The 14544-nt window shown below is 66.5% G+C and carries 13 protein-coding genes; 12 read left to right on the top strand and 1 reads right to left on the bottom strand.

Going from position 1 to position 14544, the window contains the following annotated elements; all coding sequences use genetic code 11:
- Positions 1-92 precede the first annotated feature (92 nt).
- Positions 93-950 carry a cytochrome c oxidase subunit 3 gene (locus tag BFD71_RS14555; protein ID WP_069264937.1) on the top strand — a complete coding sequence of 286 codons (858 nt, stop codon included), beginning with the start codon at positions 93-95 and terminating at the stop codon, positions 948-950.
- A gap of 134 nt (positions 951-1084) precedes the next feature.
- On the opposite strand, the gene BFD71_RS14550 is transcribed toward BFD71_RS14555, so the two are convergent.
- Positions 1085-1294 carry a twin transmembrane helix small protein gene (locus BFD71_RS14550; protein ID WP_028201826.1) on the bottom strand — a complete coding sequence of 70 codons (210 nt, stop codon included), beginning with the start codon at positions 1292-1294 and terminating at the stop codon, positions 1085-1087.
- Positions 1295-1399: 105 nt separating this feature from the next.
- On the opposite strand from BFD71_RS14550, the gene BFD71_RS14545 reads away from it, so the two are divergent.
- The 11 genes from BFD71_RS14545 to nagE all read left to right on the top strand — a co-directional run bounded on the left by BFD71_RS14545 (position 1400) and on the right by nagE (position 14532).
- Entirely contained in the window at positions 1400-2194 is a 795-nt protein-coding gene (locus tag BFD71_RS14545; RefSeq protein WP_069264935.1) for an SURF1 family protein, read from the top strand.
- A gap of 104 nt (positions 2195-2298) precedes the next feature.
- Positions 2299-2952: an SCO family protein gene (locus BFD71_RS14540; RefSeq protein WP_069264933.1), complete on the top strand. Its 654-nt coding sequence runs from the start codon at positions 2299-2301 to the stop codon at positions 2950-2952.
- A 38-nt stretch (positions 2953-2990) separates the two neighbouring features.
- The gene (locus BFD71_RS14535; RefSeq protein WP_069264931.1) at positions 2991-4100 is read left to right on the top strand and encodes a COX15/CtaA family protein; all 1110 of its coding nucleotides are present in this window, start codon (positions 2991-2993) and stop codon (positions 4098-4100) included.
- A gap of 9 nt (positions 4101-4109) precedes the next feature.
- A complete protein-coding gene (gene cyoE / locus BFD71_RS14530) occupies positions 4110-5015 on the top strand; it encodes a heme o synthase (protein WP_069264928.1) in 906 nt (301 codons plus the stop codon).
- 4 nt (positions 5016-5019) lie between these two features.
- On the top strand, positions 5020-5661 hold the full coding sequence (locus tag BFD71_RS14525; RefSeq protein WP_069264925.1) for an SCO family protein: 642 nt from the start codon (positions 5020-5022) through the stop codon (positions 5659-5661).
- 191 nt (positions 5662-5852) lie between these two features.
- Complete coding sequence (locus tag BFD71_RS14520; protein WP_069264923.1) at positions 5853-6665, top strand: MetQ/NlpA family ABC transporter substrate-binding protein; 813 nt, start codon at positions 5853-5855, stop codon at positions 6663-6665.
- Positions 6666-7129: 464 nt separating this feature from the next.
- Positions 7130-7864 carry a GntR family transcriptional regulator gene (locus BFD71_RS14515; RefSeq protein WP_069264920.1) on the top strand — a complete coding sequence of 245 codons (735 nt, stop codon included), beginning with the start codon at positions 7130-7132 and terminating at the stop codon, positions 7862-7864.
- Between the two features lie 76 nt (positions 7865-7940).
- The gene (nagA, locus tag BFD71_RS14510) at positions 7941-9044 is read left to right on the top strand and encodes an N-acetylglucosamine-6-phosphate deacetylase (protein ID WP_069264917.1); all 1104 of its coding nucleotides are present in this window, start codon (positions 7941-7943) and stop codon (positions 9042-9044) included.
- On the top strand, positions 9037-10044 hold the full coding sequence (locus tag BFD71_RS14505; RefSeq protein WP_069264913.1) for an SIS domain-containing protein: 1008 nt from the start codon (positions 9037-9039) through the stop codon (positions 10042-10044). Before nagA ends, BFD71_RS14505 begins: the two co-directional genes overlap by 8 nt.
- Positions 10045-10056: 12 nt before the next feature.
- Positions 10057-12651 (top strand): phosphoenolpyruvate--protein phosphotransferase, encoded by a 2595-nt coding sequence (gene ptsP / locus BFD71_RS14500; RefSeq protein WP_069264910.1) that lies wholly within the window; start codon positions 10057-10059, stop codon positions 12649-12651.
- 120 nt (positions 12652-12771) lie between these two features.
- The gene (nagE, locus tag BFD71_RS14495) at positions 12772-14532 is read left to right on the top strand and encodes an N-acetylglucosamine-specific PTS transporter subunit IIBC (RefSeq protein ID WP_069264908.1); all 1761 of its coding nucleotides are present in this window, start codon (positions 12772-12774) and stop codon (positions 14530-14532) included.
- Positions 14533-14544: the final 12 nt, after the last annotated feature.

Here is a 14544-nt window from a genome sequence, read left to right as displayed (position 1 = left end):
CAACGCTGCGCACGAAGCAGTGAATAACGAGGACACACTCGGACAAATGCAGCCGGCGATGTCCGGTGCAACTGGAAACTGGAGAAACAGGCATGAGCGGCCAAAACGATAGCCCGTACTACTTCGTACCGCACCCGTCGCGGCATCCGATCAGCGCGTCCATTGGGCTTGTGGTCATGCTCGGGTCGCTCGCCTCGTGGATCAACGGCGAGTCGTGGGGGCCGATCGGTGTGCTCGTCGGCCTGCTGTGGCTGCTCTTCACGCTGTGGCACTGGTTCGGCGACGCCATCGCCGAGTCCGAAGGCGGCATGTACGGCAAGCGCGTCGATGTGTCGTACCGGTGGAGCATGAGCTGGTTCATCTTCTCCGAAGTGATGTTCTTCGGCGCGTTCTTCGGTGCGCTTTTCTACGCGCGCGCGATCGCCCTGCATCAGCTCGGCAGCCTCGACTACAGGCTGATCTGGCCGGACTTCTCCGCGGTGTGGCCGAACAACGGTCCCGCAGCGCTGGTCTCGCACTTCCGCTCGATGACGCCGTGGCCCGTGCCGACCATCAACACGGCGCTGCTCCTTTCCTCGGGCGCGACGCTCACCGTTTCGCACCACGCGCTGCGCGACAACCATCGCTCGAAGGCCATCGCCTGGCTCGCCGCGACGATCGTGCTGGGCGTGTGCTTCCTCTTCCTGCAGGCGTTCGAGTACATCCACGCGTACGGCGAGCTGAATCTCACGCTCGCTTCGGGCATCTACGGTTCGACCTTCTTCCTGCTCACGGGCTTCCACGGCTTCCACGTGTTCCTGGGCGGCACCATGCTGACCGTCGTGATGATCCGGCTCATTCGCGGCCACTTCACCGCGGAGCATCACTTCGCCTTCGAAGGCGCGGCATGGTACTGGCACTTCGTCGATGTGGTGTGGCTCGGCCTCTACGTCGTCGTGTACTGGCTGTGATGCGGGGTGCGCCGCGCAGGCCGCGGCGCGCGAGCCGGGAACGAAACAAGGCGCCCCCCGACCTCGTCGGCGCGGCGCCTTGTGTTTTCCGGAATGCGGTTTGCGCGGCGGTGTTCGGTGACGGTCAGCGGTGCTCAGCGACCGTAGGGAATCCCGGTGGACTGAATCCAGCCCATCCAGTGCGCGAACAGGATGAACAGAAAGAGCGAGATGGAAAGGCCCACGCGCGTGGCGAGCGACCAGACCATCCGCTTGGTGCGGCCCCGGTCGTGCATCATGAAGTAGAGCGCGGAGATCATGCTCGCGATGATCAGCGCGAACGCAACGGGGACGAGTATGTGCATGAAGTTCACGGAATTTGGCATGCCTGAAAACGTCTGTCTCATTATCGCACCACGCTGCGTGGCGCGGGGTTCGATCACCGGTATCTCACGCATCGGACGTGCCCAATGAAAATCCGGCTCGTCCCCACGCTGCTCATCCTGATCGTGATGGCCGTGACGATCCGGCTCGGCTTCTGGCAGCGCGACCGCGCGCATCAGAAGGAGGCGCTGCAGGCGCAAATCACGCAGTACGAATCGTCTGCGCCGCAACCAGTGGGCGCCGCGCCGCTCCCGCTGAAGGACATCGAGTTCCATCGCGTGCGGGCGACGGGCACCTTCCTGGCCGAGCGCGTGGTGTATCTCGACAATCGTCCGTATAACGACCAGCCGGGTTTTTATGTCGTGATGCCGCTTAAACTCGAAGGCGGCGGCTACGTGCTGGTCAATCGCGGCTGGCTGCCGCGCAACGTCGCGGACCGCACCGCGATCGCGCCCTATGTCACGCCGCCTGGGCCGGTCGTAGTCGAAGGCATTGCGCGCGCAAACGCCTCGCGTGCGTTCGAACTCGGTGCGGGTGGCTCTGCAGCGCATCAGAAGATACGGCAGAATCTCGGCGTCGCTTCCTACGCAGCGGAAACCGGGTTGCCGCTGCAATCGTTCGTGATCCAGCAAACCGGCTTCGTGCCGGCCTTCAAGGACGGGCTCGTGCGCGACTGGCCGGTGCCGGATACCGATGTCGAGCGCAACTACGGCTACATGCTCCAGTGGTGGGGCATGGCGCTCGCGGCCCTCGGTTTCGGTCTGTTTGCGGCCCGTAAAGCTGCGAAAAGCGCTGCGACAAAAGCGCGCACCGAAGGCGAAGCCGGGCGGCACGCCGAAGAGCCCGCAGGGCAAGACGCAGGCAGCGCGAAGGACGCCTGATGATCCGTCGGACGAATCGATTCGATCCCGACATGATCCGGACAATGGCGCTGCGCGTGCAGCACATGGACAACTGAAAGCGACAGAAGCGAGGTTCCACGAGAGTGTCGACGCAATCCCCCCGTTCCGCCCAGGCCAGACAAGCCGCACAGCCGGCCGCCACGTCCGCGCAGAATCACGCGAAGCGGCGTGGCCGCTGGACGCTGCTCATCATCATGCTCATCTGCGGCGCGCCGATCGCGATTTCGTACTTCTCGTACTACGTGATCAAGCCGAAGGGCGGCTCGACGAGCTATGGCACGCTCATCGAGCCGCAGCGGCCCATTCCCGGCGCGCTCATGGTGACGGGCGACGACGGCCATGAAGTGCCGCTCGCCTCGCTCAAGGGCCGCTGGCTGATGATCTCGGTGAATGGCGGCGCCTGCGACGAAGCCTGCGCCACGAAGCTCTATTTCATGCGCCAGGTGCGCGCGACGCAGGGCCAGGAGCGCGAGCGCATCGTCACGGTCTGGCTGCGCACCGACGACACGAGCGTCCCCGCGAAAGTGAAGGGCGCCTACGCGGACACGCGCGTGTTGCGCGCCGATCCGGTCGCCGTCGCGGCGTGGCTGCCCGCGACGCAGACGACGAACGACACCGACCACATCTATCTGGTCGATCCGAACGGCAACCTGATGATGCGATTCCCGGCGCAAGCCGATCCGTCGAAAATCAAACAAGACGTCACTAAACTGCTCAAGTGGTCCCGCATCGGTTAAGGTGCGCAGCGCGAGTCTGACAGAGAAGAGTAAGAGAGATGTTTATCCTGGAGCTGGGCCTGATCGGCCTGTGCATCGCGTTGCTGCCGCTCTCGTGGGTCTGGGTCAAGGCCGACGACAACAAGTTTCGCAAGCTCGTGTGGCTCACGACGTTCATGACGCTCGACCTCGTGATGTTCGGCGGCTTTACGCGCCTGACCGACTCGGGTCTCGGCTGTCCTGACTGGCCGGGCTGCTACGGCACGTCGTCGCCGTTCATCGCGCACGTGCAGATTGCCGCGGCGCATCTGGCCATGCCGAGCGGCCCCGTGAGCATGACGAAGGCATGGATCGAGATGATCCACCGCTATTTCGCCATGGCGATCGGTGTGCTGATCATCGCGCAGATGGCGATTGCCTGGCGCGCGCGCATCAAGCGCCTGCCGCTGCATGTGTCGCCGTGGTGGCCCACGGCGCTGCTCGGGCTGATCCTCGTGCAGGGCGTGTTCGGCGCGTGGACGGTGACGATGAAGCTGCAACCCATCATCGTCACGACGCACCTGCTGCTCGGCCTCACGCTGCTCGGCTCGCTCGCCTGGCTCGCCGCGCGCATGACGCCGCTGCCCGCGTACGAGCCGGACGCCGCGCGCTGGCGCATGGCCGCGCTGGCGGCGCTCGTGCTGCTCGTTTTGCAGATCGCGCTGGGCGGCTGGGTGAGCACGAACTACGCGGTGCTGGCCTGCACCGACTTCCCGACCTGCAACGGCGCGTGGATTCCGCCGATGGATTTCCATCACGGCTTCCACCTGTGGCGCGCGCTCGGCATGGACGGCAACGGCGACGTGATCACGCAGGACGCGCTAGTCGCGATCCACTGGACGCACCGCACCTTCGCGTTCGTCGTGATCGCTTATCTGGTATGGTTCGCCCTCAAGTTGCGACGCTATGCCTCGCTGCGACGCCCGGCAAACTGGATCATGATCGTGATCTTTATCCAATTTCTGACAGGGCTATCCAACATCGTGCTGCAGTGGCCGCTGCCCGTGGCAGTGGCGCACAACGGTGGCGCGGCGATCCTGCTGCTTTTGGTCGTCGTGCTAAACTTTCGAATTGCTTGTAGCCGCCCCGGCCGCGCCGTTCTCCCAGCGCGCGACACCGCTGCGGTGTGATCCCGCCCTATGGAAAGTACAACCCTATCCCAGACGCCCGGTAGCCGGATTTCCCAATATCTCGCGCTCACCAAGCCGCGCGTCACGCAACTCGCCGTGTTTTGCGCCGTCATCGGCATGTTCCTCGCCGTGCCCGGCATGGTGCCCTGGAAGCAGCTGATCGGCGGCACCGTCGGCATCTGGCTCACAGCCGGTGCGGCCTTCGCGATCAACTGTCTCGTCGAGCAAAAGGTCGATGCGCGCATGCGTCGGACTGCCTGGCGTCCTTCGGCGCGCGGCGAGATCACGAGCACGCAGATCCTGATCTTCTCGGCGGTGATCGGCGGCCTGGGCATGTGGGTGCTGTACACGTTCACCAATGCGCTCACCATGTGGCTCACGGTCGCGACCTTCATCGGCTACGCGATCATCTACACGCTGCTGCTCAAGCCGGCCACGCCGCAGAACATCGTGATCGGCGGCGCCTCGGGCGCCATGCCGCCTGCACTCGGCTGGGCCGCGGTGACGGGCCACGTGCCCGGCGACGCCTGGATTCTCGTGCTGATCATTTTCGTGTGGACGCCGCCGCACTTCTGGGCGCTCGCGCTCTACCGCCGCAAGGACTACGAAAACGCCGGCCTGCCGATGCTGCCCAACACGCACGGCGAGAAGTACACGCGTCTGCACATCCTGCTCTACACCGTGATCCTGTTCGCGGTCACGCTCATGCCGTACATCTCGGGCATGAGCGGCGTGCTGTATCTGGCTTCGGCCGTGCTGCTCGGCGCCGTATTCCTCGCCTACGCGTGGAAGATCTACGTCGAATATTCCGACGCACTGGCGCGCAAGACTTTCCGCTATTCGATCGTCTACCTCTCGTTGCTGTTCATGGCGTTGCTCGTCGACCATTACGTGCATGCGCTCATCGCGGCGTAACGACATGGCCCACCGCACGCTTGCGCGCTTCGTGCGCGCCACGGTCGTCGCGCTTGCCGCTGCAGGCGCACTCGGCGGCACGCTGGTTCTCGAGGGCTGCGGCCAGCAGCCGCCCGCGTTCTCGAACCTCGACATCACCGGCAATACCCAGTTCGGCAAGGACTTCGCGTTGCCCGACACCAGCGGCAAGATGCGCACGCTCGCCGACTTCAAGGACAAGGTGGTCGTGCTGTTCTTCGGCTACACGCACTGTCCGGACGTTTGCCCGACCACCATGGCCGAGCTTTCGCAGGCGCTCCAGCAGCTCGGGCCCGATGCGGCGAAGCGCGTGCAGGTGCTGTTCGTCACCGTCGACCCCGAACGCGACACGCCGCAGATCCTGGGCCAGTACGCGGCCGCGTTCAATCCGACCTTCATCGGGCTGCGCCCGGCCAACGAGGACCAGCTCAAGCAGGTGGCGAAGGATTTCCGCGTGTACTACGCGAAGGTGCCCGGCAACACGCCGGATAGCTACACGATGGATCACACCGCCGCGAGCTACGTGTTCGACACGACCGGCAAGCTGCGCCTCTTTGCGCGCGACGGGCAGGGCGTCACGCCCTGGCTGCACGATCTGAAGATCCTTCTCGGCTCGAATCCCGACTAAGGGAAGCGCGGCGTGTTCGCCTCGAGAGGCGAACGCGCGCCGCACGCCTCAGGGCTGCGCGCGCATACCAGTATGCGAATTCATTATTTCCCGCAACCGGTTCCATATGAGACGATTTATATCGTCCGGCAGATGGCGCTCAACGCCACGGAACTGGAGCAATACCAAAACCACGCAGGAACATCGTCTTCATGCAGCGCAGAAATCTGATTAAAGCACTCCTCGCCGGCATCGCCGCCACCACGCTCGCAGCCAGCTTCGGCGCACGCGCCGACGACCAGGTCATCAAGGTCGGTACCGTTTCGGGTCCGGACGCGCAAGTCTGGGCCGTCGTCCAGAAGGTCGCCAAGCGCGAAGGCCTGAACGTCAAGGTCGTCGAATTCAACGACTACGTGCAGCCGAACGCCGCGCTCGACGCCGGCGAGCTCGACGCCAACAGCTTCCAGACCGGCCCGTATCTCGACAGCCAGATCAAGCAGCGCGGCTACAAGCTCGTGAACGCGGGCCTCACGTACATCTCGCCCATCGGCGTGTACTCGAAGAAGCTCAAATCGCTGAACGATCTGCCGCAAGGCGCGAAGGTCGCCGTGCCGAATGACCCGTCGAACGAAAACCGCGCGCTGCTGCTCCTGCAAAGCAAGGGCCTGATCAAGCTGCGCGCTGGCGCGGGCGTCAACGGCAACAACGCGACGCCGCTCGACCTCGCCGAAAACCGAAAGAAGATCAAGCTCGTCGAACTGGACGCCGCGCAGCTTCCGCGTGCGCTCGGCGACGTGGACGCCGCCGTGATCAACACGAACTACGCGCTCGCGGCCGGCCTGCAGCCGACCAAAGACGCGATCGCCATCGAGGACATCCACAGCCCGTACGCGAACCTGATCGCCGTTCGCACCCAGGACAAGGACAAGCCTTGGGTGAAAAAGCTGGTCGCCGCGTACCAGTCGGAAGACGTGCGCCAGTTCATCAAGAACGAGTTCAAGGGCTCGATGGTTCCGTCGTTCTAAGGGACCTTCGAGCAGCGGCTGCCTGCGTCCAATCGACGCGGGAGCTCAGCAGGACCCGAACGCCGTGGCGACCGCCACGGCGTTTTTTATTGCGCGTGCACGATCGCGGTCTGCGCGACGGATCCTGCTGCAGTCGCATCCTGGTCCTACGGCGGTACTACGGTGGGCCTATGTCAGCTAACCTGTTGATGCCACCCTGGTCCCATTGTGGCGCCCCCAGGATACCGCTCCAGGGTAAATCCTGATGTCGAACTGCACCCCGCTGGAGCCTTGTGAATTCGTTTAATGCATTGATTTTTAACGATATTCTTAGATCACCTGCGGCGCGATGGCCTCTGTTGACTGGTCTTATTGTGGTTATATAATGGGCTCGCTTTCACACCGGACCAATCTGCACCACCGGCACTGCGACGCAGCGTGCCCGTCCGGCCCCCCACGAACGTCCCACCGCTGGCGCCAAGTCCATGGAAACCCGTTGGTCTGCCCTGATGCCCGATGCGCGCAATGTGACGCCGCTCTATCTGCAGCTGGCGCGCAACCTTGCCACGGCCATTCACTGCGGCGTGTGGTCGGCCGGCGAAGCGCTGCCTTCGGAGCGCACGCTGTCGGACGCCATCGGCGTGTCGCGCATCACCGCGCGCAAGGCGATCGAGCTGCTCGTGGAGCAGGGGCTGATCCGGCGCGCACGCGGTGCGGGCAGCTTCATCACGCCGCGCGTGGAAGACCCGCTTTCGCGCCTCACGGGCTTCACGAAGAAAATGGAACAGCGCGGCTTCACGCCCGACTCGGTGTGGCTCGCGCGCGAGGTCCGGCCCGCGCACCGCGAGGAGATCGTGCAGCTCGGCCTCTCTCCGGGCGCCTCGGTCGCGAGCCTGCGCCGCTTGCGCCGCGCCGACGGCACCGTGATGGCCGTCGAGCATTCGGCGCTGCCCGTGTCGATCGTGCCCGACCCGGAAGCCATCGAGGGCTCGCTGTATGCGTATCTCGAGCAGCACCGCGTGCCCGTGGTACGCGCCCTGCAGCACTTTCGCGCGGTCAACGCGACGGGCGAAATCGCCGCGCTGATGGGCGTCGAGCCGCGCGCGGCGCTGCTCGTCATCACGCGCGTGGGCTTTTGCGCCGATCAGCGCGCCATCGAGCTGACCGACACCTATTGCCGCGACGGCTATTACGACTTCGTTGCGGAGCTGCGCCAGTGAGCGCCGCCGCAGTCTCTCTCATGCACGTCACCGAAACGTCCTACCGCGCTTCGATGCGCCTCATCGGAAAACTCTCATGCTGAGCGGAAACATACTCACCCCTGAAGGCTGGATCCACGGCACGCTGTCGTTCGAGAACGGACGCATCACCGCGATCACGGGCGAGGCCACCGATCCGGCGAACAACGACGCGCCCTACATCCTGCCGGGCTTCATCGACCTGCACGTGCACGGCGGCGGCGGCGCCGACGTGATGGAAGCCGGCGACGCGATCGAAACCATCGCGCGCACCCACGCCCGCTACGGCACCACGAGCCTGCTCGCCACCACCATGACCGCCCCGCGCGACGAGCTGATGAACGTGGTCGCGGGCCTCGGCAACGTTACGCGCAACCGTACGGTGGGTGGCGCGCGCGTGCTGGGCGTGCACCTCGAAGGGCCGTACATCAATCCGGGCAAGCTCGGCGCGCAGCCCGACGCCGCCGTTTCGGCGGTGCTCGACGAAGTGCTCAAGTACCTCTCGATCGCGCCGATTCGCGTGGTGACCGTGGCGCCCGAGATCGCGGGCCATATCGAGATCATCGGCGAGATGGCGGCGCGCGGCGTGCGCGTGCAGATCGGCCACTCGCTCGCGACCTACGACGACGCCGTGGCCGCGCTCAAACACGGCGCCTGCGGCTTCACGCACCTTTTCAACGCGATGTCGCCGCTGCACCATCGCAACCCGGGCGTAGTCGGCGCGGCGCTCGCGCATGCCGAGTACGCGGAGATCATTCCCGACCTGCTGCACGTGCATCCGGGCGCGATCCGCGCCGCGCTGCGCGCCATTCCGCGCCTTTATGTGGTGACCGACAGCACCTCGGCCACCGGCATGCCCGACGGCGAATACCGCCTCGGTAGCCAGCACGTGACGAAGTGCCTTGGCGGCGTGCGCCTCGCCGACGGCACGCTCGCGGGCAGCACCCTCACCATGGACCAGGCGCTGCGCAACCTCGTCTCGATCGGCTTGCCGATCGCAGACGTGTCCGCGCGCCTGTCGCGCTATGCCGCCGATTACCTCGGCATCGAAGACCGTGGCCGCCTCGCGCGCGGCGCATGGGCCGATGTCAACGTGTTCGATCGCGAGCTGGCGCTCACCGCGACCTACGTCGAAGGAGAATCGATTGTCGAATATGCTTAAGGAAGCGCTGGCCTCGGCCAGCGTTGTCGCCGCGCAACTCGCGGACACCGCGCGCGTCGAGGCGCTCGCCCGCGCGCTCGAGGCCGAACCGCGCCATGTCGCGCTCACCGTTGCGCGCGGCAGTTCGGACCACGCGGCGAGCTACTTCGCTGCGCTCACCATGAGCCGCATCGGCATACCGGTCGCCACGCTGCCGATGTCGATCGCAACGCTCCAGCAGGCGCCCTTACGTGTGCGCAGCCAGTTTGCCCTCGCTTTCTCCCAATCAGGTAGGAGTCCTGATCTGGTTGCGACGATCAAGGCGCTGCGCGAAGCCGGCGCGCTGACGGCGGCGATGGTCAACGTCGCGGGCTCGCCGCTCGCCGAGGCCGCCGGCATGGAGCTGCCGCTGCTCGCCGGTCCCGAGCTGAGCGTGGCGGCCACCAAGAGCTATATCGCGATGCTCGCGATGTCGGCGCAACTCGTCGGCTTCTGGCAGCGCGACGCCGCGTTCCTCGACGCCGTGCGCGCGCTGCCCGACGCGCTCGATCGCGCGGGCACGCTCGACTGGTCGAAGGCCGTCGAAGAATTGCGCGACGTGAAACAGATGATTGTGATCGGCCGCGGTCCGGGCCTCGCCGTTGCGCAGGAGGCTGCGCTCAAGCTCAAGGAAACCTCGGGCATTCAGGCCGAAGCGTTTTCGAGCGCCGAGGTGCGCCACGGCCCGATGGAGCTGATCGACCGCGATTACCCGCTGCTCGTGTTCGCCCCGCGCGGGCCGGAGCAGGCGGGCCTGATCGAGTTCGCCCGCGACATGGAAAAGCGCGGTGCGCGCGTGCTGCTCGCGGCGCCCGCCGACGTGGCTGGCGCTGCGCTGCCGCTCGAAACGGCTGCCGACGCGGCACTCGATCCCATCGCGGCCATTTTGTCGTTCTACGTGATGGCGGCGGGCCTTGCCGCCGCGCGCGGCCGCAATCCTGACGAGCCGCGTTACCTGAACAAAGTCACCGAAACACACTAGATTGGAAAGCGAATGGAACGCATCGAGGAGTCTCGCCTGATGGATCCGCATACTCGCGCCGAGGGGCACATCGTACTGGTCTCTCCGCTCACCGGCCCGGTTGTGCCGCTCGCGTCGGTGCCCGATCCGGTGTTCTCGGAAGGGTTGTTCGGCGACGGCATCGGCGTCGATCCGCTCGTCGGCCGCGTCGTCGCGCCGTGCGACGGCATCGTCGTGCATCTCGCACGCACCGGCCACGCGGTCACGCTGCAATCGGCGGAAGGCGCACAGGTGCTCGTGCACGTCGGCATCGACACCGTCGAGCTGAACGGCAAGGGCTTCACGCCGAAGGTCGCGCAGGGCGCTCAGGTGCGGCTCGGCGACACCTTGATCGAGTTCGATCTCGACGTGGTGGCGTGCAATGCACCGAGCCTCGTTTCGGTCGTCGCGATCGCCAATTCGGATGCATTCGAAGTGATCGAGCGCGCGGGCGCGGGTCACGTCGAAGCGGGCAAGTCCGCGCTGCTCGTGCTGCGCGTGCGTGACGGCGCGGAGATCGCAGCCGCCCATGAATTGATCGCAAACGAAGTGCGCCGCAGCGTCACACTTACGCATGCGGGCGGCCTCCATGCGCGGCCCGCGGCGCGGGCGCGCGAAGCGGTGCGCGGCATCGACGCGCGCGTCGAGGTGCGCTTCGGCGAGCGCAAGTCCGCCATCGAGAGCGTCGTCGGCCTGCTCGCCCTCGGCGCGGGCGAGGGCGCGACCATCGAACTCGTCGGCATCGGCCTGGAGGCGCAGCGCGCCGTGGACGCCGTAGCGAACGAGCTCCTGCGCGAAGCGCCCGGCGAGCACGGCGAAGCGCCGGCGCGGCAGCAGTCGCCCGCGCCCGTGATGCAGGAAGCCGCGGCCGCCGTGGCGTCCTCCGCCGAGCCGGGCGTGCTCGCGGGCGTGTGCGCCGCGCCGGGCGTCGCGGTCGGCAAGCTGGTGCGCTGGGACGAAGCCGAACTGACGCCGCCCGAACTCGCGAGCGGTACGTCGGCCGCGGAAAGCCGCGCGCTCGACAAGGCGATCGCCGCTGTCGACGCCGAGCTGAACCAGAGCGTGCGCACGGCGTCGCAGCGCGGCGCGATCGGCGAGGCGGGCATCTTCACGATGCACCGCGTGCTGCTCGAAGACCCGACGCTCGTCGACGCCGCGCGCGACGCGATCAGCCTCGGCAAGAGCGCCGGCTACGCGTGGCGCGAAGCGATTCGCGCGCAGATTGCGGTGCTCGGCAAGGTGGACGATCCGCTGCTCGCGGAGCGCGCCGCCGACCTGCGCGACCTCGAAAAGCGCGTGCTGCGCGCGCTCGGTCTGTCGAACGCGGCCGCGCGTACGCTGCCCGAAGAAGCCGTGCTCGCCGCCGACGAATTCACGCCTTCCGATCTTGCCTCGCTCGACCGCAAGCGTGTGATGGCGCTGGTGATGGCGCGCGGCGGCGCGACCTCGCACGCCGCGATCATCGCGCGCCAGGCCGGCATTCCGGCGCTCGTCGCGCTCGGCGACGCGCTGCATGCGGTGCCCGAGGGCACCGAAGTCGTCATCGATGCGAGCGCCGGCCGCTTTGCGTACACGCCGAGCGCGCTCGACATCGAACGCGCGCGCAGCGAAAAGCAGCGCCTGGCCGGCGTGCGCGAAGCGAACCGCCGCACGTCGCACGAGGCCGCAGCCACACGCGACGGCCACGCGGTGGAAGTCGCCGCGAACATCGCGACGCTGGAGGATGCCAACACGGCGGTGGATAACGGCGCGGACGCCGTGGGGCTGCTGCGCACGGAGCTGCTCTTCATCCATCGCCAGGCCGCGCCCACGGTGGACGAACATCTTCAGAGCTACCAGGCCATCACGGACGCACTGGCGGGCCGCACGGCGATCATCCGCACGCTCGACGTGGGCGCGGACAAGGAAGTCGACTATCTCACGCTGCCGCCCGAGCCGAATCCGGCGCTGGGTCTGCGCGGCATCCGCCTCGCGCAGGTGCGGCCCGATCTGCTCGACGATCAGCTGCGCGGACTCGTTGCCGTGAAGCCCGCGGGCAAGGTGCGCATCCTGCTGCCAATGGTGACCGACGTGGGCGAACTCGTGCGTCTGCGCGAGCGCATCGACACCTTCGCACGCGAAGCGGGCCGCACGGAGCCGGTCGAAGTGGGCGTGATGATCGAGGTGCCCTCGGCGGCGCTGCTCGCGGACCAGCTCGCGCGCCACGCCGATTTCCTCTCGATCGGCACCAACGATCTCACGCAGTACACGCTCGCGATGGACCGTTGCCAGCCTGACCTCGCGGCGCAAGCCGACGGGCTGCACCCGGCCGTGCTGCGTCTCGTGGCAGCGACGGTCGAAGGCGCGAACAAGCACGGCAAGTGGGTCGGCGTGTGCGGTGCGCTGGCGGGCGATCCGCTCGCGGTGCCGCTGCTCGTCGGCCTCGGCGTGACGGAGCTTTCCGTCGATCCGGTTTCGGTGCCGTCGATCAAGGCGCGCGTGCGCAAGCTCGACTACAACGACTGCCGCCAGCGTGCGCAGAACGCCCTCGCACTCGAATCGGCGCAAGCCGTGCGTGCGGCAAGCCGCGAAAGCTGGCCGCTCGATTGATGATTTCTGTTTCACCCACCCTAAGTAATCCTTAGAAACATGCCGGCCTGCGCAGTGATCGCGCGCCGGCTTCTCTCACCCACACACGTCAAGCAAGAGATAGAGACTGGAGGCAGTTCAATGGATGGCAATCCGTTTCTCAAGATTCAAAGCCTCGGCCGCGCGCTGATGCTTCCCATCGCAGTGCTGCCGGTCGCCGGCATCCTGCTTCGTTTCGGCCAGGCCGACATGCTCAACATCAAGATCATCGCCGACGCGGGCGGCGCGATCTTCGATAACCTGCCGTTGCTGTTTGCGATCGGCATTGCGGTGGGCTTTGCGAAAGACAACAACGGCGTCGCCGGCCTCGCTGGTGCGCTGGGCTATCTGGTCCAGACCGCCGTGATGAAGGACATCAACGACAAGCTCAACATGGGCGTGCTGTCGGGCGTGGTGGCCGGCGTCGTCGCGGGCATGCTGTACAACCGCTTCAAGGACATCAAGCTGCCCGAGTTCCTCGCGTTCTTCGGCGGCAAACGCTTTGTGCCGATCGTCACAGGGCTCACGTGTCTCGCGCTGGGTATCGCGTTCGGCTACGTCTGGGGACCGGTGCAGGGCGTGATCGACACCGCCGGCCACTGGCTCACCACGGCGGGCGCGATCGGCACCTTCGTGTACGGCTTGCTCAACCGGCTCCTGCTCGTCACGGGTCTGCACCACATCCTCAACTCGCTCGTGTGGTTCGTGTTCGGCTCGTTCACGCCGGCAGCCGGCGGTGCGGCGGTCACGGGCGACCTGCACCGCTTCTTCGCGGGCGACCCCACGGCGGGCAGCTTCATGGCCGGCTTCTTCCCGGTGATGATGTTCGGCCTGCCGGCAGCGTGTCTCGCGATGCTGCACGAAGCGCCGAAGGACAAGCGCGCGATGGTGGGCGGCCTGCTGTTTTCGATGGCGCTGACCTCGTTCCTCACGGGCGTGACCGAACCGATCGAGTTCACGTTCATGTTCCTCGCTCCCGTGCTCTACGCGATCCACGCGGTGCTCACGGGGCTGTCGCTCGCGATCTGCTCGCTGCTTGGCATCAAGCTCGGCTTCACCTTCTCGGCCGGCGCGATCGACTACGTGCTGAACTACGGGCTCTCCACGCACGGCTGGTATGCAATTGCGCTCGGCGTGGTCTATGCGGTCGTGTACTACGTGCTGTTCCGCTTCTTCATCCGCCGCTTCAATCTGCCCACGCCGGGCCGTGAAGCTTCGGCGGGCGATACGGCAATCGCCTCGTCGATGTCGGGCGTTGCGGTGGCAGCCGGCGGCGCGGCGGCGGCATCGCTCTCGCGTGCGGCGCGTTACATCGATGCGCTGGGCGGCGCGGCCAACCTCAAGGTGGTCGATGCCTGCACGACGCGTCTGCGTCTCACGGTGGCCGATCCGGCACATGTTTCCGAGCCGGCCTTGAAGGCGATCGGCGCGCGCGGCGTGCTCAAGCGTGGCGGCGAAAGCGTGCAGGTCGTCATCGGGCCGGAAGCGGACATCATCGCCGATGAGATTCGCGGTGAGATCGCCCGCGGCGGTTCCGCGGCTGGCAAGGCGGCTCCCGCGGCGCAGCCTGCGGCTCAGGCTGTTCTGGCTGCTCAGGCGAGCGCGAGCGCGGATATCGCGCATGGCCCGCTCGATCCGAATCCGTCGCGCTGGCTCGCGGTGTTCGGCGGCGTTGCCAATATCGTTTCGCTCGACGCGGTGGCGGCCACGCGCCTGCGCGTGATCGTGCGCGACCCGGCGGCCGTGGATCGCGAGAAGCTCGGCGCGCTCGACGCGGTGTGGACTTCGGCGGATACGCTGCACATCGTGGTCGGCGACGCCGCGCCGCGTTATGCACGCGAGCTGGCGCTCCAGCCGGCGTAATCGATTCGCTGT

Source organism: Paraburkholderia nodosa, assembly GCF_001718195.1.
Lineage (GTDB): Bacteria > Pseudomonadota > Gammaproteobacteria > Burkholderiales > Burkholderiaceae > Paraburkholderia > Paraburkholderia nodosa_A.
The sequence above is the reverse complement of the archived record's forward strand: the minus strand, read 5'-3'. Positions and strand labels throughout refer to the sequence as shown.